Here is a 16,048-nt window from a genome sequence, read left to right on the forward strand (position 1 = left end):
ATTTGGCAGCCCTTTTGAAACGGAGAAAAATTTTTTATGAATAAAAAAGTAGATTTACTAAAGGGACACATCTTTACTTCACTGACAGAGCTGGCACTTCCTATTATGGTCACTGCATTGGTCCAGATGGCTTATAACTTAACGGATATGGCGTGGATCGGCATTGCTGGCGCTTCATCGGTTGCTGCGGTGGGTGCAGGGGGTATGTATGTGTGGCTTTCCCAGGGAGTTGTTGCACTGGCTAAGATGGGCGGACAGGTTAAAGTTGCCCATACTCTTGGGGGAGGCAGGAAAGAAGAAGCCGCTCAATATGCATCAGGGGCACTTCAGCTTGGCGTTCTGTTTGCTATTCTTTACGGTGCTCTTTGTATATTTGGCGCTAAGCCGCTGATTGGTTTTTTCGGACTGAGCAACAGATGGATCGTGGAGAATGCCCAGATATATTTAAAAATAACCTGCGGGCTGATTGTATTTTCCTATATGAATGTGATTCTGACAGGTATCCTCACAGCCATGGGAGACAGCAGAACTCCTTTAAAGGCGAATGTGGTAGGACTTGTTTTAAATATGGTTTTAGATCCCATCTTAATTTTCGGAGTGGGGCCGGTAAAAGGTTTTGGCGTGGCCGGGGCAGCAGCAGCTACGGTATTTGCCCAGGCAGTTGTAACACTTGTATTCATAATTGCAATTCGTAAAGACAAACTGGTATTTGATAAGGTACGGCTGGTTCAAAGAGTACCATGGGATTATATGAGCTCCATGATCAGAATTGGATTTCCTGCTTCTGTCCAGAATTTAATATACACCAGTATTTCCATGATTTTAACCCGGTTTGTAGCTGAATTTGGTGATACGGCAGTTGCCGTACTCCGGGTAGGCGGGCAGATTGAATCCATCTCATGGATGACTGCAGATGGTTTTGCAGCTGCGATTAATTCCTTTGTGGGTCAGAATTATGGAGCAAAGCAGTATGGGAGAGTAAAAAAGGGATATTTCACGGCAGTGGCAGTCATGTTTATATGGGGATTATTTTGTACCTTTTTGCTGATTGTTTTTCCGAAGCAGATATTTGGACTATTCATACATGAGGCAGATGTAATTCCTATGGGCGTGCGCTATCTTGTTATTTTAGGTGTCAGCCAGATGTTTATGTGCGTGGAGCTTACCACGGTAGGTGCACTCTCAGGACTTGGAAAAACCTTGCTCAGTTCTGTAATCAGTATTGTGTTTACCACAGCCAGAATTCCTCTTGCCATGTTCCTTGGAAGTACCTCTTTGGGACTTGACGGAATCTGGTGGGCTTTTTCCATATCCAGTATTATAAAGGGAATTCTGTTTTTCCTGTGTTTTATTGTGGTATCCAGAAAGATTGGAAAACATCAGGAGAAAAAAAATCTATAAAATTTCATTTTGGACTTGAATTTTACCCTCGGTTTACGTTAACATATAGGAGGGATAAAGATAGAAAAAATGCAAAGGAACTGACGATGAAACGAAAAGTACAGATTATGTATCATAAAAATGCAGGGGTAGTGCGAAGACTGTTCTGCGGTATCATGATAAGTGCCATGGTCTGCACACAGACTGTTCCGGTCTTTGCGACTTCCAAGGCGGAAAAAGAAAAGCAGGAAGCTCAGAAAAAGCTGAATGAGGCCAATAAACAGGCACAGGATGCTGCCAACAAGAAAAATGCGGCTCAAAATCAGGTCTCTAAGCTTACCACTGATTTAACCGCTCTTTTATCAGATATTAAAGTCTTAGAGAACGATATGGCCAATAAAGAAAAAGAAATTAAGCAGGCCGAATCGGATTACCAGGAAGCGAAGAAAGAAGAAGAGAAGCAGTATCTTGCCATGAAAAAAAGAATCCAGTATATGTATGAGAAGGGTGATACAGAGTACATGGATATCTTTCTTCAGGTAAAGGATATGTCGGATCTGCTTAATAAAGCGGAATATGTGGAAGGAATTTATACATATGACCGGAAGATGCTTGTAAAATTCCAGGAGACGAAGCAGCAGGTTGCTGATTATAAGGATGATCTGGAAGAGGACAAGAATGAGATGGAAGTAATGGAGCTGGAGTATAAGGATCAGAAGAAACAGCTGGAAACTCTCATTGCAACAAAGAAAAAAGAAGTCTCCAATTTTGACAGCCAGCTGGCACAGGCCAAGAAGGATGCGGATCTTTATGCTCAGACGGTAGCAAAAAAGAATGAAGAAATCCGCAAGACCAAGGAAGAAGAAGCCAGAAAAAAAGCAGCAGAGCAGGCACGTAAAAAGGCGGAAGAGGATGCAAGGAAAAAAGCCGCCTCTAACACCGGCAGCCGCAGCACCAATAATAATAACAAATACTCCGGACCTACTGCATCGAAAAGCGCAGGGGGAACGGCTCAGGGAAGATCCGTTGCGGATTATGGTCTGCAGTTTGTGGGGAACCCCTATGTGTTTGGCGGAACCAGTCTGACAAGCGGGGCGGACTGTTCCGGATTTGTGCAGTCTGTATACAGGCATTTTGGATATTCCCTGCCCAGAAGTTCTTCTGAGCAGCGCTCTGCAGGAGCTGAGGTCTCTTACTCCGATGCCCAGCCTGGAGATTTAATTTGCTATGCAGGTCATATTGGTATTTATATCGGGAATGGCCAGATCGTTCATGCAAGCTCTCCAGCTACCGGTATCAAGGTTGGTACAGCCACCTATCGTACCATCTTATCGGTGAGGAGAATCATACAATAGTCAGTATTATAGCCGGCTGGAGGGAAGAAATGGGTCAGTTTCTACCTCCGGCTGTTTTGCAAGCCCTAAAAAACACTTGCGGAATTCGACAGAATATGAGAAAATGATATCAAGTATGATGTGATATAATTAACAAAGTACTTTTCATGATGATTACTTATTTGAAAGGAGTTTTAACATGATTTATTCACATGAAGTAGAAGAGATGTGCACAGTAGCACAGGGCGTTCATCACGGCGCTGCTCCAATCCCAGAAGAAGCAAAATGGGTAAAATCAAAAGAAGTTAAAGATATCTCCGGTCTGACACACGGTGTCGGCTGGTGTGCTCCCCAGCAGGGCGCATGCAAGCTGACCCTTAACGTAAAAGAGGGTATTATTCAGGAAGCATTAGTGGAAACAATCGGATGCTCCGGTATGACACACTCCGCTGCTATGGCAGCTGAGATTCTGCCAGGATTAACCGTTTTAGAGGCATTGAATACAGACCTTGTTTGTGATGCCATCAATACAGCGATGAGAGAATTATTCTTACAGATCGCATACGGAAGAACTCAGAGTGCATTCTCAGAAGACGGACTTCCAGTTGGTGCGGGACTGGAAGACTTAGGAAAAGGTCTTCGTTCTCAGGTTGGTACCATGTATGGAACCTTAAAGAAAGGTCCTCGCTATTTGGAAATGGCTGAAGGCTATGTAACTGGTATAGCTCTTGATGCAGAAGATCAGATCATTGGTTATCAGTTTGTAAGTCTTGGTAAGATGACTGATTTCATCAAAAAAGGTGATGATCCCAACACTGCTTGGGAGAAAGCAAAAGGGCAGTACGGCCGTGTAGCGGAAGCTGCAAAGATCATTGACCCAAGACACGAATAATCGGTCGGCGAAAGCCTGCCGGTATCCGGTTATGAAAGCGAAGAGGTTTGGCCAATAATAAGGAGGACAAGATAATGGCTTTATTTGAATCATATGAGAGAAGAATTGACAAAATCAATTCTGTATTAAACAGCTATGGCATCGCTTCCATTGAAGAAGCGGAAAAGATTACAAAAGATGCAGGTCTGGATGTTTACGAACAGGTGAAGAAGATCCAGCCTATCTGTTTTGAAAATGCTTGTTGGGCTTATACAGTAGGCGCAGCGATCGCAATCAAAAAAGGCTGTAGAAAAGCAGCAGATGCAGCAGCAGCAATTGGTGAAGGTCTTCAGGCTTTCTGTATCCCAGGTTCCGTAGCTGATCAGCGTAACGTTGGTATTGGTCATGGTAATCTTGGAAAGATGCTTCTGGAAGAGGGCACAGACTGCTTCTGTTTCCTTGCTGGTCACGAGTCCTTTGCAGCAGCAGAAGGCGCTATCGGTATTGCTGAGAAGGCAAACAAGGTACGTCAGAAACCATTAAGAGTAATCTTAAACGGTTTAGGAAAAGACGCAGCTCAGATCATTTCCAGAATCAATGGATTTACATATGTAGAAACTGAAATGGATTATTACACAGGCGAAGTAAAAGAACTGTTCAGAAAATCCTATTCCGAAGGTTTAAGAGCAAAAGTTAACTGCTACGGCGCAAACGACGTAACAGAAGGCGTTGCTATCATGTGGAAGGAAGGCGTTGACGTTTCCATCACTGGTAACTCCACCAACCCAACCAGATTCCAGCATCCGGTAGCAGGAACCTACAAAAAGGAATGTACAGAAAAAGGCAAAAAGTATTTCTCCGTAGCTTCCGGCGGCGGTACAGGACGTACCCTTCACCCAGATAACATGGCAGCAGGTCCAGCTTCCTATGGTATGACAGATACGATGGGACGTATGCACTCTGACGCTCAGTTCGCAGGTTCTTCTTCCGTTCCAGCTCACGTAGAGATGATGGGTCTGATCGGTATGGGTAACAACCCAATGGTAGGCGCTACTGTAGCTGTAGCTGTTGGTATTGAAGAGGCTGCTAACGCAGGTAAATTCTAATGATAAAACCTTGATATTTCAAGGGAAAATACCATTTGATATAGGAAAGAGGAGTTCGCTTTGGGCGGCTCCTCTTTTTGCGCGGTGGGGTAATATGATGCTTTTGTCTACCGTTTGTCTACCAAAATAATTAGTGGTAGACAAACTACAATATCTTTTCAAGTATGTCGACAGTTTGATCTTGCATTTTAGAAGTCACGTGTGTGTATATTTGAAGTGTCTCCTGTATATTTTTATGCCCCAGTCTTGCCTGCACATCTTTGGGATTTGCTCCATTCTCTAAAAGCATAGTGGCGTGTGTGTGCCGAAGGGAATGAAAATCAAAATTAGTAAACCCAAGTTGATGGTGTATGATCCGGCTGCAGTGCTGTAGGACTCGTGGCTGGATATAGGTTCCGTTTTCGCGGCGATTAATCATGAATAATTCGGTTCCTTTGCCTTCTGTGTTAATATGTCTTTTATCATCTTCGAATAAAATTGTATAATACTCAGCGTAATATGCCCTTGATCGTTCCTGATTATCTTTTGCTCGTTTCAGAATATCAAGCATTTTACTGTCTAAAGGGATAATACGGGCGGAATTATACTTTGGAGAATAGAATGTCCACATACCATCTAAATTTTGAACCTGCTTGTTTATATTTAATGTTTTAGCATCCATATCCACATCGTTCCATGTGAGAGCAAATGCTTCTCCCAGGCGTAGGCCGCATCGGTAAGCAAGCTGCAATGGAATAAAACAGGTATGACCTTCAGGAAAGCGATTTATAATGACTTCCCATTGTTCAGCGGGAATTATGTTCCGATCTTTCTTTCTGGAGGGGGATTCTGGCACTGCTCGATGTGATGGAAGTTTAACTCCTACAGCGGGGTTGTATTTTATAAAATGCATTGGTTCAACGGCATAATTGAGAGCCCCGGTTAATAACCCTTTAAATACGGACAATGTATTACGGCTGTAGCCCTGGTTGAATTTATCATTAAGAAACTTTTGTATAATAGCTGGTGTAAGGGATTTTAACTTATACATTCCTAAATCTGCTTTTATGTGTAGATCGACCTTTTTTTGATACCCAATTAGTGTATCCATACTTAGGTTTACTTTACAGTATTCCTCTAACCAAAAATCGTAATAATCTGCTACAGATATTTCGGAAGGCAAAAAATGAGCTCCGGCGTTATCATATTCGGCTTTTGCCTGTGTTCCAGCTTCTATAGCTTCCGCCTTAGTTCGATAGCCTCCTTTAGTAATTCGCTTTCTTTTGCCATCTATGCGGGCACTTTCAAAAAACCACTCCCAGGTTTTTCCTCGTTTTCTAGCACCTAATTGTCCCATTGTATCATTTCCTTTCTATTTTTGAGTATAAAAATACGCCCCTTGTCAGGACGTTACGAAAATGATATAATCTTTATGAGAATGATTGTATCTTTTCGGTAATCCCGACAAGAGAAAATCTATATTTAAGCCGTTCGGTACGCCAATACCGGGCGGTTTTTCTTTATAAATAAAATAGATATTATTCATCAAAAAAAGCATCATCGTGCTTTCTCATTTCTTCAGTTACTTCGATATCAGTGCGTTCGTGAGCTGCTACTGGTATAAGATGTTTTTGCTCTTCTTCAGCTTGCTGTATGTTAAGAAGGTTTTTACCATAATTAATTATCTTTTTTTTATTGTTGGAATTTAACTGTGTATAGGATGATACTAATTTATTGAACTCAGCAGTATTTTCTTCAGGATAGTAATATGATTCTCCATTTTTGATCCCTGATAAGGTACCATACTCGTTTAATAATTTGTTGCATAATTCTTCATCTAAATTGTCACGGTATTTTTCATTATTTAACATCATAGCAACATATCCTTCAAAATTCACATGGTTCAATTCAAATTGATTACGCTCAAGACTTCTAGAAAATAAGCATCTTAAAACTAAAAGTTCGGCATTATACCTTTCACTTAATGAGAGTGAACTGTTATTTCTAATAGCCCTGTTATCCCCCTTAAGTTTTTCTCGTTCTGCGTAATTGCAATATAATTTCCCATATTTTTCAACCGCTTTTTTCCAAGATGAGTGTAGACGTTCGTGGTATTTTACATCATCAAAATCATTTGGTTCATACATTAAACCACAATCTGGGCATGGTGAGCCAACGTTATTACCTGTCCGCCCGGTCATAAGATAATCAATTGTCACGCCAAAATATTCTGCTATTTTTAATAATTTGTCAGCAGAAGGGGCAGTATTGCCTTTCCATTTCGTTATAGTGCCTTTTCCAAAACCTAAAATTTTTTCTAATTCTGATTGAGAAGTTTTAGTATTGTCAAGAAGTTGCTGAATTCGGTCAGATAAAGTCATTACAAATCCTCCTGAAAAAATTCAACGATAACTATTGACAACGATGAATATATTCAGTATAATGCAATTAAGAGTTGAATATATTCAACGAAGCCACATATAGTTGAACTTGTTTTATTAGATGCAGTGTCGTTACTCATATAATAGAATATTTTCAACTATATGTCAATAGAAAGTGTAGAATATTTTCAACTATAAGGAGGTGAGATTTTGCTATTTGACAAAATAAAGTTACTTGCAGAAGAAAGAGGATACTCTATTTACAAATTAGAAAAAGAAGCGGAACTATCAAAAGGAAGTATCTGTAAATGGAATGAGAATATTCCATCTGTGGATAAAATTCAAAGAGTCACAAAGTTATTAGGCGTAACTGTAGATAGTTTGCTGAAAGAAAACCGAGGCGTATAATGCACATTTAAAAGAGAAATCGCTGCCCTGACTATGTTAAATGGTACTCATGTAAAGATTATGATAGGAGTAAGAGAGATGGTAAAAGTATATGAGCCTCTTTATACAGTAAAAGAGGTATCAAAAGTTTTAAAGGTAAACACTGATGCGGTGTATGAGCTTATTAATACAGGTAAGCTTCCATGCCTGCAACTTGGGCTAAAAAAGGTAAGAGGGACTGACTTAGAAAGGTTCATAGAACAATATCCCATTATGTCAGTTGATACCGAGGAGGCCTCCCTATGCGGAAGTACTATGACAAATTAGACGATTACACCGACTCCCGCCCATCGAAGCTTAAAGAGTTTACAAAGCGGATCATGCCGTCAGTGATCTTCATCGGTGCAATGGCTTTGATGTTCTTTGCGGTCGGTGCACTGGAAGTGACGTGAAAGGAGGTGAAAATGTGTGTATCAATTAGATTACAAAGCCATGAAAGCCAAGATTGACTCTTCTGGTATGAAACAGAAGGTCGTAGCAGTAAAGGCTGGAATGAAAGAAAATCACCTTTGCTTGATACTAAATGGGAAGCGTAAGTGTGAGGCTGGGGAGTATATCAGTTTGTGTAAAGCGTTAGATATTGAACCGGGGATTTTAGTGAAGGAGGTTAAAACTTATGAAATTACCGGAGAAAGTTAATTTGTTGGGAATTACTTACAAGATTGAAGAGGTTGAGGTGGTTAATAAAAACACTCCTTGCGATGGAGAAATTAACTATCAATCCCTTGAAATTAGAATTGATAAAGGTTTAGCTGATGAGAAAAAGGCTCAAGTTCTTATGCATGAGATTTTACATGGGCTTTTTGAAAGCTTGGGTTTGGCAGAACTAAGGGACGATGAAAAGGCGGTACAAAGTCTTGCAACTGCTTTATACCACCTCTTCAGTACACAAACTATTTTTTCTTCTTAGATGGTGTTTGTGATAAGGCACTTCCAGCAGCAGTTTTAGAAGCTGCACCAGTGCGACCATCACGAAGTACCTTTGATGCTGCAGAAGCAGCGCTTGAAGATGTTTGCTTTGAGTTTTTAGCCAATTTACTCATCCCTTTCTATGTATCGTGCCAGACAATAGTTATGCATTTATTATAGTTGGAAATATTTAGAAAGTCAATTTTTATACTAAGAAAATCGTAAGAATATGTGGAAAAGTCATAAGTTATCCACAAGAGAGAAGGCGAAGGAATAATGAAAGTTTTTGTTAATCCGTGGACGCTAGTAGAGGTAGATAATCTATCTATAGATGTCTTGGAAAAAGCGTTCGATGCGGGGCATTTGGATCCACTGATGATAAATGATGGTCATATTATTGGCTTTGAAAAAGCAGAAACCCCGGCTGCGGGAACAGCCAGGGAATCAATGTAACTCGTAAACACTTTTCACCCCTATTATACATAGGGCATAGGAGGATTGCAAGAGAATGAATCTGAGATTAAAGAAAATTTCTATCGAGAATTTCAAGGGAATCACCCAGTTGGTTATCGATTTCCAAGAGAGAACAAACATTTCCGGTCAGAACGCAACCGGAAAGACAACCATAATGGACGCCTTTACATGGCTACTTTTCAATAAGGACAGCGAAGGAAAGTCTGATTTTAACATTCGCCCTAACAATCGCCAGGGTGAGCCGATAGACAATCTGGTTATTAAAGTATCTGCCATTTTGGAAGCGGATGGGAAGGATATTCTTCTTTGCAAGAAGCAGGAGCAGAACTGGGTTAAGAAAAAAGGTAGCGAGGTTTCTCAGCTGCAGGGGAATATCAATAAATATGAAATCAATGAAATCCCCAAGGCGGAAAAGGATTACAAAGCTTACATAGATGATTTGATGAATGAGGAATTGTTTAAGTTAATCACCAGTCCCCAGGCGTTTACATCGTTGAAATGGAAAGACCAGAGAACGATTCTTTTAAAATTGGTCTCTGAGGTTACGGATCAGGATGTGATCTCCACCAATCAGAAGTTTTCTCCACTGTCTGAGATTTTGAAAGAGTTCTCTGTAGATGATTTGACAGCTAAAGCAAAGAAAGCTCTAAAAGAACTGAATAATAGGCAGGCGGAGCTGCCGGCCAGAATTGACGAAGCCAACAAAGGTCTGGTACAGGCTGATTTTGCAGAATGCGAGAATCAGAAAGCCAATCTGGAAAAGCAGATTAATGATCTGGCAGAGCAGGAAAATAACGCATCAAAAGCCAGTGAGGTACTTACCCAGATTAACAATGCGATTATGCAAAAACAGTTTGATTTGGGTGATTTAAAACGTAAAGCCAATGAAAAACTAATGGATCAGCGACGGGAAATTCAGCGGAAGATTGATGATGCCGGATACTCCTTCTCGGATGCGATAAGAGAGTTTGAGAAGACAGAACGGGAGATTAAACAAAAACAGGAACTTCTGGAGAGTAACAGGTCTTATAGAGAAGTATTGCTTAAAAATTATGAAGAAGTAAAGACCATGCAGGTAAATGAGGATACTCTATGCTGCCCGATGTGTAAGCAGATGCTTCCGCCAGAGCAGAGAGAGACTAAGCTGGAGGAGTTTAAGTCCAATAAGCAAAAGAGCCTTTCTGACATTGTTAAGAATGGAAAACAGGTTGCTGCAAATATTGAAGCTTTTGAAAAGGAGATTAGTGTCCTTAATGCGAAGCTGGAAACCTGTAAAGCCAATAAGGTGGAGCAGAATAAGCAAAAGACAGCAGCCATGGAAGAGTTGGCTAAATTACCTCAACAAGTGGAGATATCTGACAGTCCGGAGTATCAGACTATTTCTGCAGAGATTGAAAAATTAGAAAAACAGGCTCAGGAAATGGGGACCGGATCGGGGTATCTGAATCAGTTGAGACAGAATAAGCAGGATCTGGTTGCACAGCTTGACAGAGTCAAATCTACGCTTACAGGAAAAGAGAATAATCAGAGAGTGCAGACCCGCATATTAGAACTGCAACAGGAGCAGCGAACCACGTCACAGCTGATTGCTGACCAGGAGAAAGGGCTGTTTCTTCTGGAAGAATTTACTAAGGCGAAGATGGACCTGCTTTCTTCACGGATTAACTCAAAATTTAAGTTGGTCAATTTCCGCCTGTTTGAAAATCAGATCAATGGAGGATACAAGGAAACCTGCGAATGTATGGTAAACGGAGTTCCCTTCAGTTCCTTAAATGCAGGGCATAGAGTAGTTGCAGGGTTGGATATTATTACAGCGTTGCAGGAGATCTATGGGGTGACAGCACCTATCTTTATTGATAATGCAGAGTCTGTAAATGATTTTAATATTCCGGAGATGGAAGGGCAGCTTATTCTCTTAAAAGTATCTATTAATAACACATTGAAAGTGGAGGCATAAAGATGGGAAATGAAGTCACAACGACACAGCCTAAAGGGATGGTTGGCTTTTTATCAAGCGATAAGGTCAAAGCAAACATCCTACAGGTGGTGGGTCAGAAGAATACAGCAAGATTTATTGCAAGCGTGGTATCTGCAGTACAGAATACGCCAGCTTTGCAGGAATGTAGCCACAACAGCATTTTAAGTGCAGCGCTTCTGGGTGAGGCCTTGAATCTTTCCCCAAGTCCGCAGCTGGGACAGTTTTATATGGTCCCATACAAGAAAAAGGATCGAGAGGGTAAAGTTGTTTCCGTAGATGCTCAGTTCCAGCTTGGAGCTAAAGGTTATAAACAGTTGGCAATGAGGACAGGCCAGTATAAGGACTTAGATGTAATTTATATCCGCCAGGGTGAATACCTGGGACGCGATCGGTCAACTGGTAAGCATAAGTTTGAATTTATTGAAGATGATGCGATCAGAGAAGAGCTGCCGGTTATCGGTTATCTGGCATACTTTGAGCTCCTAAACGGTTTCAGAAAAGAAATCTTCTGGACCAGAACAAAGATGGAAAAACATGCAGACCAGTATTCGCAGGCATTTAATCTCAATGATTTCCACTTGCTCCAGGAAGGAAAGATCCCTAAAAAGGATCTTTGGAAATATTCTTCTTTCTGGTATAAGAGTTTTGATGAAATGGCAGAAAAGACCATGATCCGGCAGTTGATCAGCAAGTGGGGCATTATGAGTATTGAAATGTCTGACGCATACGAGCGGGACATGGCTGTCATAAGTGAAGATGGTAGTCCCCGTTACATTGATAATGAGACAATAAATCAGCACGAAGATGATTTGAGTCAAGCAAATACAGTTGATTTCGAGGAACCGATGTTTGTAAATAGTGAAGTTGTTAAGCAAACTGGTGGTGATCCATTTTGAAGTTGACCTGTTTAGGGAGCGGATCGGCAGGAAACTGCTATCTGCTCCACAATGAGACGGAGTGCCTTGTTATAGAGGCGGGAATACCATTCAAAGAGGTCAAGAAAGCACTGGACTTCAACATCAGTAAGATAGTGGGCGTGGTTGTCTCTCATGAGCATGGAGACCATGCAAAGTATCTACATGAGTACATAAAAGTCGGTATTCCCGTCATGGCTCCAAGTATGGGACATGTAACAGGAGCATTATCGGCTATCAGTAAGCCTTTTGCTGTCAGGACATTCACACTGGTACATGACGCACCGTGTACTGGTTTTCTGATTGAACACCAGGAAGTTGGAAGGTTGCTTTTTGCAACTGATACTGAGTATATCCGGTATAAATTTAAAAGCCTGAATCACATTATGATCGAGTGCAATTACAGCAAAGATCTGTTGCGAGAATCATATTATGATGGCTTACAGGACCGGATAAAGCTTACGCACATGGAGCTTGATACCTGCAAGGATTTTATTCGAGCAAACGAGAACCATGATTTAAGGACGGTCTGTCTAATGCATTTATCTGACCGGACAAGCAATGAAACAGTTTTTCAGAAGGAAGTCCAGGAGTTGGTAGAGTGTCCCGTTTATATGGCAAATAAAAGACTGGAATATGAACTATAGAGGAGGAATGACATATTAATAGAGTAATTCTAATAGGTAGGTTGACCAAGGATCCGGAGGTTAGATATTCAGACAACGGTAATACAATTGCTCACTTTGGAATTGCGGTTGACCGGAAATTTAAAAGAGATGGTGAACCAACAGCAGATTTTATAAATATCGTTGCTTTCAAAAAAACAGCGGAGTTTATTGAAAAATACTTCTCAAAGGGCAGCAAAATAGTAATAGAGGGTAGTATTCAAACTGGCTCATATACGAACCAGGAGGGCCAGAAAATTTATACTACGGACGTAATTGCGAGAGAGGTAGAATTCGGTGAATCTAAGAATTCTAATAATACAAATGGATCCGCAAATGAATCAAGGCCTGCTCCCAGTAGTACAATCGGTGACGGATTTATGAATATCCCAGATGGAGTGGAAGACGAAGGTCTTCCATTCAACTAAGGAGGGATCAGATGGTTATACAAATTGATTCCAGAGAAAAGGCCAGGGCAATCCGTAAAATTGTGGACACTTTCGACCAGCAGGGAATACAGCACTTTGTCAGCAAGCTCCATGTCGGGGATTATATGAATTTTGACAATCCAAGGCTGATTATAGACCGGAAGCAGAATTTAACCGAGGTCGCATCCAACGTGTGCCAGGGGCATCGAAGATTTACTGATGAACTGAAACGAGCGCAGGAAATAGGCGTTAAGGTAATTATTCTGGTGGAGCACAGCAACCAGATCAAGAGCATTGATGATGTTCATGAATGGAACAATCCACGCCTGAAAACGTCTTCTAAAGCGGTCACTGGCGAGAAGCTGGAAAAGATCTTAAAGACCATGGAGCGTAAATATGATACTCAGTTCTTATTCTGCGACAAACTACATACTGGCAGCAAGATAATTGAATTATTGGGAGGTGTCTCTGGTGACCGTTGAGGAAATCAAAGATACATATAGCATGAGGGATATCGTGGAGCGCTATGGCTTCCAACCAAACAGGAGGGGGTTCATTCCATGCCCCTTCCATGAAGGTGATAGGCAGGCTTCATTAAAAATCTATGACCGAGATTTTCATTGTCACGCCTGCGGTGCCAACGGAGATATTTTCTCATTTGTTCAAATGATGGACGATCTCAGCTTTAAAGAGGCATTTATTGAACTGGGAGGGGATTATCACTCTGGTGAAAAAGTACATCTATCTCAGATATTAATGAGAAAGAGGGAGAGAGAAAGAGCGCGTAGGTATGAGGAAGTATTTAGGGCATGGAAGATGCAAAAGTTAATTGAAGTATGCCGGTTACTTCGAATGTATGATGAGCTGGAAATGGTATTTGAGCCAATGTCAGATGAATGGGTGTTGGTAATTAATAAAAAACAAGTTCTTGAAGAAGATTACAGGATTTTAACATCTGGTTTCCGGAAAGAGCAAGAGGAGATGAGAAGCTTAGAATGAATGAACCTTTAAAGGTATACACCCAGGAAGAATTTAATACCGAAGAGCCTTATAAGCTCCTTTACTCTCACCGTGATGATGGATTTAGATACCTACAGCTGTTTAATGAATTGGCTGCCAATGCAGAAAAGGTAGGCTTCCGACGCTTTGGTACGATGGTTAAGGCGTACTTTGCACAGCATGGCGATAAAAAGAGCATGAATAGTGTTGTAAATAACGTCACCAATTTTAAAGATCAGCCAATAGAACTTTACACAGGAGATTGGATTGCCAATGATGAGGGCATTGTCCGTCGTAATGATAAGCAGGGAATTGATATAGCTTGTACACACCCGATCTTGCCCGTACAGAGGCTTGTGAATATCGAAGATGAAAGCGTAAGGCTTCGTCTGATGTTCCGCAGAAATTACGGAGCTTGGGGCAGTGTGGTGGCTCCTAAAAAGGCATTGTTTACGGCAAATGGTATAAAAGATCTTGCTGACAAAGATATATCAGTTTCGGATAAAAATGCTTCCTATTTGGTGGAGTACCTGCAAAATATTGATGATCTTAATCATGATATCATTCCAAAAGTCCAGTCTGTGAGTCACCTGGGCTGGACCAAAACCGGACATTTCTGCCCCTATACAGGCAACCTGGAGTTTGACGGCCAGGATAATTTTAGAAAGATATTTCGGTCTGTGCGCTCAGAAGGGACTCTGGAAGCCTGGGTTTCAGAAGTACGGAAGGTTCGAAAAACCAACTCTCCGGCCAAGATTGCTCTGGCTGCAAGCTTCGCATCGGTTGTACTAAAAACCATAGGAAAACTGAACTTTATTGTTCATCTATGGGGCGGAACTGAGACGGGAAAAACAGTAGCCCAACTTATGGCAGCTTCCGTATGGGCTGATCCGAACGATGATGCTAACTTTATGCAGACTTTTAATGGCACAGTAGTGGGATTGGAACAGCAGGCAGGATTTGTAAATAACCTCCCATTGATCTTAGATGAATTTCAGCTTGTGAAAGATAAGAAGTCTTTTGAGCAAGCCGTTTATATGCTCTGTGAAGGCATAGGTAAGACCAGAGGAGCGAAAACAGGAGGATTACAGAATACTCTTACATGGAAGAATTGCACCATTACATCCGGAGAGTCTCCCATTACCCACAATGCGTCAGGGGGCGGATCCGTAAACCGTATCATTGAGATTGAGTGCAGGGATAAGTTGTTTGAGGATGCACACGGTCTCCTGGAGGTCATAAGAACAAACTACGGTCATGCGGGGCGGTTATTCATGGGTTTTCTATCAACAGAAGGGGCCAGGGAAAAGGCAAAGAATTATTATAAACAGTTCTACCAGGAATTAGGCACCTCTTCGACTGAAAAGCAGACCATGGCTGCAGCGGCAATTCTGACCGGCGACGCTTTGGCAACGGAGTGGATATTTTGCGATGGACGAGCCTTAACAGTAGCAGACATAGAAAAGCATTTGCACACCAAGGAGAATGTGGATGTGGGTGTTCGTGGCTTTGAGTACATACAGGATTTTTGTGTCAGTAATCAGGCAAAGTTCGAAAGCGGATCCGATCCCTGTCTTGGTTCTATCAAGGGGGATGAGGTTCGAATAATACGAAATAACTTTGAAAAAATATGTGAAGACGGAGGATTTAATCCTAAGGCACTGCTGTCCTGGCTTGATCAGAATGGTCGGCTTACTAAAGACAGCCAGGGGAATCTGTATAAATCAACAAATGTATACGGAAAATCTGCAAGATGTGCTTGTATTAATGTAGCTGATAACATTCAAAAAAAAACCGATACAATAAATGAGTATCGGTCCTTACTTGGAACGCTAAAGCGTAACAAGGAAAACATACCTCTGGAGCAACTAAAGACGGAATACCGGAAGGGATATGATCAGCTCACGCAAAAGATACAGTCCATGACCAGGGAGATCCTTCAGGATGTAGCGCTTAAAGGTTTGCAGATCGAACGAGCCGAAGCGGATCAGAGATATACGGAAATTAATTTAGCTATCAGGAAATCGGGAATTATGAAAAAGGCAAGTCAGGCAGCTTTCGTTCAGCAGGATGCAGATCTGGTCCTTGAATATGCCGGTCAGCTGAGGGAAATTGTTCATGGGATTGTGAAAGGGTGTGAAAGAAATGCCAGCTAAAAAGAAAGCCGGTGGGCCTCCACCAGT

At 41.5% G+C, this 16,048-nt stretch carries 19 protein-coding genes; 17 read left to right on the forward strand and 2 right to left on the reverse strand.

All coding sequences use genetic code 11. The features are described 5' to 3' along the window. Positions 1 to 36: 36 nt before the first annotated feature. The 4 genes from ABS301_RS14760 (at position 37) to ABS301_RS14775 (ending at position 4,691) form a co-directional block, all read left to right on the forward strand. A complete protein-coding gene (locus ABS301_RS14760) occupies positions 37 to 1,401 on the forward strand; it encodes an MATE family efflux transporter (protein WP_349672946.1) in 1,365 nt (454 codons plus the stop codon). A gap of 86 nt (positions 1,402 to 1,487) precedes the next feature. Beyond that, complete coding sequence (locus ABS301_RS14765) at positions 1,488 to 2,735, forward strand: C40 family peptidase (protein ID WP_349672947.1); 1,248 nt, start codon at positions 1,488 to 1,490, stop codon at positions 2,733 to 2,735. Positions 2,736 to 2,913: 178 nt separating this feature from the next. Further along, positions 2,914 to 3,606 (forward strand): iron-sulfur cluster assembly scaffold protein, encoded by a 693-nt coding sequence (locus tag ABS301_RS14770; protein WP_104436424.1) that lies wholly within the window; start codon positions 2,914 to 2,916, stop codon positions 3,604 to 3,606. A gap of 74 nt (positions 3,607 to 3,680) precedes the next feature. Next, a complete protein-coding gene (locus ABS301_RS14775) occupies positions 3,681 to 4,691 on the forward strand; it encodes a GGGtGRT protein (protein WP_349668091.1) in 1,011 nt (336 codons plus the stop codon). 145 nt (positions 4,692 to 4,836) lie between these two features. On the opposite strand, the gene ABS301_RS14780 is transcribed toward ABS301_RS14775, so the two are convergent. Together ABS301_RS14780 and ABS301_RS14785 are read right to left on the reverse strand one after the other, a co-directional pair. Further along, complete coding sequence (locus ABS301_RS14780; RefSeq protein WP_349672948.1) at positions 4,837 to 6,027, reverse strand: site-specific integrase; 1,191 nt, start codon at positions 6,025 to 6,027, stop codon at positions 4,837 to 4,839. A gap of 181 nt (positions 6,028 to 6,208) precedes the next feature. Next, entirely contained in the window at positions 6,209 to 7,051 is an 843-nt protein-coding gene (locus tag ABS301_RS14785; protein WP_349672949.1) for a helix-turn-helix domain-containing protein, read from the reverse strand. 210 nt (positions 7,052 to 7,261) lie between these two features. Here ABS301_RS14785 and ABS301_RS14790 point away from each other — a divergent pair, with 210 nt between their 5' ends. The 13 genes from ABS301_RS14790 to ABS301_RS14850 all read left to right on the forward strand — a co-directional run bounded on the left by ABS301_RS14790 (position 7,262) and on the right by ABS301_RS14850 (position 16,021). Beyond that, positions 7,262 to 7,459: a helix-turn-helix domain-containing protein gene (locus tag ABS301_RS14790; RefSeq protein ID WP_349672950.1), complete on the forward strand. Its 198-nt coding sequence runs from the start codon at positions 7,262 to 7,264 to the stop codon at positions 7,457 to 7,459. 78 nt (positions 7,460 to 7,537) lie between these two features. Further along, complete coding sequence (locus tag ABS301_RS14795; protein ID WP_349672951.1) at positions 7,538 to 7,765, forward strand: helix-turn-helix domain-containing protein; 228 nt, start codon at positions 7,538 to 7,540, stop codon at positions 7,763 to 7,765. Further along, positions 7,741 to 7,890, forward strand: coding sequence for a hypothetical protein (locus tag ABS301_RS14800; RefSeq protein WP_349672952.1), 150 nt, complete (start codon positions 7,741 to 7,743; stop codon positions 7,888 to 7,890). Before ABS301_RS14795 ends, ABS301_RS14800 begins: the two co-directional genes overlap by 25 nt. Before the next feature lie 16 nt (positions 7,891 to 7,906). After that, on the forward strand, positions 7,907 to 8,137 hold the full coding sequence (locus ABS301_RS14805; protein ID WP_349672953.1) for a helix-turn-helix transcriptional regulator: 231 nt from the start codon (positions 7,907 to 7,909) through the stop codon (positions 8,135 to 8,137). Then, positions 8,115 to 8,408, forward strand: coding sequence for a hypothetical protein (locus ABS301_RS14810; RefSeq protein ID WP_349672954.1), 294 nt, complete (start codon positions 8,115 to 8,117; stop codon positions 8,406 to 8,408). The genes ABS301_RS14805 and ABS301_RS14810 overlap by 23 nt, the downstream gene beginning before the upstream one ends. 275 nt (positions 8,409 to 8,683) lie before the next feature. Beyond that, positions 8,684 to 8,860 carry a hypothetical protein gene (locus ABS301_RS14815; RefSeq protein ID WP_349672955.1) on the forward strand — a complete coding sequence of 59 codons (177 nt, stop codon included), beginning with the start codon at positions 8,684 to 8,686 and terminating at the stop codon, positions 8,858 to 8,860. Positions 8,861 to 8,915: 55 nt separating this feature from the next. Further along, complete coding sequence (locus ABS301_RS14820; RefSeq protein WP_349672956.1) at positions 8,916 to 10,838, forward strand: AAA family ATPase; 1,923 nt, start codon at positions 8,916 to 8,918, stop codon at positions 10,836 to 10,838. A 2-nt stretch (positions 10,839 to 10,840) separates the two neighbouring features. Beyond that, the gene (locus tag ABS301_RS14825; RefSeq protein WP_349672957.1) at positions 10,841 to 11,755 is read left to right on the forward strand and encodes a recombinase RecT; all 915 of its coding nucleotides are present in this window, start codon (positions 10,841 to 10,843) and stop codon (positions 11,753 to 11,755) included. Beyond that, entirely contained in the window at positions 11,752 to 12,420 is a 669-nt protein-coding gene (locus tag ABS301_RS14830) for an MBL fold metallo-hydrolase (protein WP_349672958.1), read from the forward strand. The genes ABS301_RS14825 and ABS301_RS14830 overlap by 4 nt, the downstream gene beginning before the upstream one ends. A gap of 14 nt (positions 12,421 to 12,434) precedes the next feature. Beyond that, positions 12,435 to 12,866, forward strand: coding sequence for a single-stranded DNA-binding protein (locus ABS301_RS14835; RefSeq protein ID WP_349673096.1), 432 nt, complete (start codon positions 12,435 to 12,437; stop codon positions 12,864 to 12,866). Between the two features lie 11 nt (positions 12,867 to 12,877). Next, the gene (locus ABS301_RS14840; protein ID WP_349672959.1) at positions 12,878 to 13,348 is read left to right on the forward strand and encodes an ERCC4 domain-containing protein; all 471 of its coding nucleotides are present in this window, start codon (positions 12,878 to 12,880) and stop codon (positions 13,346 to 13,348) included. After that, positions 13,338 to 13,865 carry a CHC2 zinc finger domain-containing protein gene (locus tag ABS301_RS14845; protein WP_349672960.1) on the forward strand — a complete coding sequence of 176 codons (528 nt, stop codon included), beginning with the start codon at positions 13,338 to 13,340 and terminating at the stop codon, positions 13,863 to 13,865. The genes ABS301_RS14840 and ABS301_RS14845 overlap by 11 nt, the downstream gene beginning before the upstream one ends. Further along, positions 13,862 to 16,021, forward strand: a complete 2,160-nt coding sequence (locus ABS301_RS14850) for a DUF927 domain-containing protein (RefSeq protein WP_349672961.1) — start codon at positions 13,862 to 13,864, stop codon at positions 16,019 to 16,021. Before ABS301_RS14845 ends, ABS301_RS14850 begins: the two co-directional genes overlap by 4 nt. Positions 16,022 to 16,048: the final 27 nt, after the last annotated feature.

The organism is Lacrimispora sp. (genome assembly GCF_031982545.1).
Lineage (GTDB): Bacteria > Bacillota > Clostridia > Lachnospirales > Lachnospiraceae > Lacrimispora.

Bases quoted from the DNA above. Each gene is read 5' to 3' on its own strand.
- ABS301_RS14815 (WP_349672955.1), top strand. From the start codon at position 8,684: ATGAAAGTTTTTGTTAATCCGTGGACGCTAGTAGAGGTAGATAATCTA.
- ABS301_RS14770 (WP_104436424.1), top strand. From the start codon at position 2,914: ATGATTTATTCACATGAAGTAGAAGAGATGTGCACAGTAGCACAGGGC.
- ABS301_RS14760 (WP_349672946.1), top strand. From the start codon at position 37: ATGAATAAAAAAGTAGATTTACTAAAGGGACACATCTTTACTTCACTG.
- ABS301_RS14795 (WP_349672951.1), top strand. From the start codon at position 7,538: ATGGTAAAAGTATATGAGCCTCTTTATACAGTAAAAGAGGTATCAAAA.
- ABS301_RS14780 (WP_349672948.1), bottom strand. From the start codon at position 6,027: ATGGGACAATTAGGTGCTAGAAAACGAGGAAAAACCTGGGAGTGGTTT.
- ABS301_RS14775 (WP_349668091.1), top strand. From the start codon at position 3,681: ATGGCTTTATTTGAATCATATGAGAGAAGAATTGACAAAATCAATTCT.
- ABS301_RS14840 (WP_349672959.1), top strand. From the start codon at position 12,878: ATGGTTATACAAATTGATTCCAGAGAAAAGGCCAGGGCAATCCGTAAA.
- ABS301_RS14810 (WP_349672954.1), top strand. From the start codon at position 8,115: ATGAAATTACCGGAGAAAGTTAATTTGTTGGGAATTACTTACAAGATT.
- ABS301_RS14820 (WP_349672956.1), top strand. From the start codon at position 8,916: ATGAATCTGAGATTAAAGAAAATTTCTATCGAGAATTTCAAGGGAATC.
- ABS301_RS14850 (WP_349672961.1), top strand. From the start codon at position 13,862: ATGAATGAACCTTTAAAGGTATACACCCAGGAAGAATTTAATACCGAA.
- ABS301_RS14800 (WP_349672952.1), top strand. From the start codon at position 7,741: ATGCGGAAGTACTATGACAAATTAGACGATTACACCGACTCCCGCCCA.
- ABS301_RS14785 (WP_349672949.1), bottom strand. From the start codon at position 7,051: ATGACTTTATCTGACCGAATTCAGCAACTTCTTGACAATACTAAAACT.
- ABS301_RS14765 (WP_349672947.1), top strand. From the start codon at position 1,488: ATGAAACGAAAAGTACAGATTATGTATCATAAAAATGCAGGGGTAGTG.
- ABS301_RS14825 (WP_349672957.1), top strand. From the start codon at position 10,841: ATGGGAAATGAAGTCACAACGACACAGCCTAAAGGGATGGTTGGCTTT.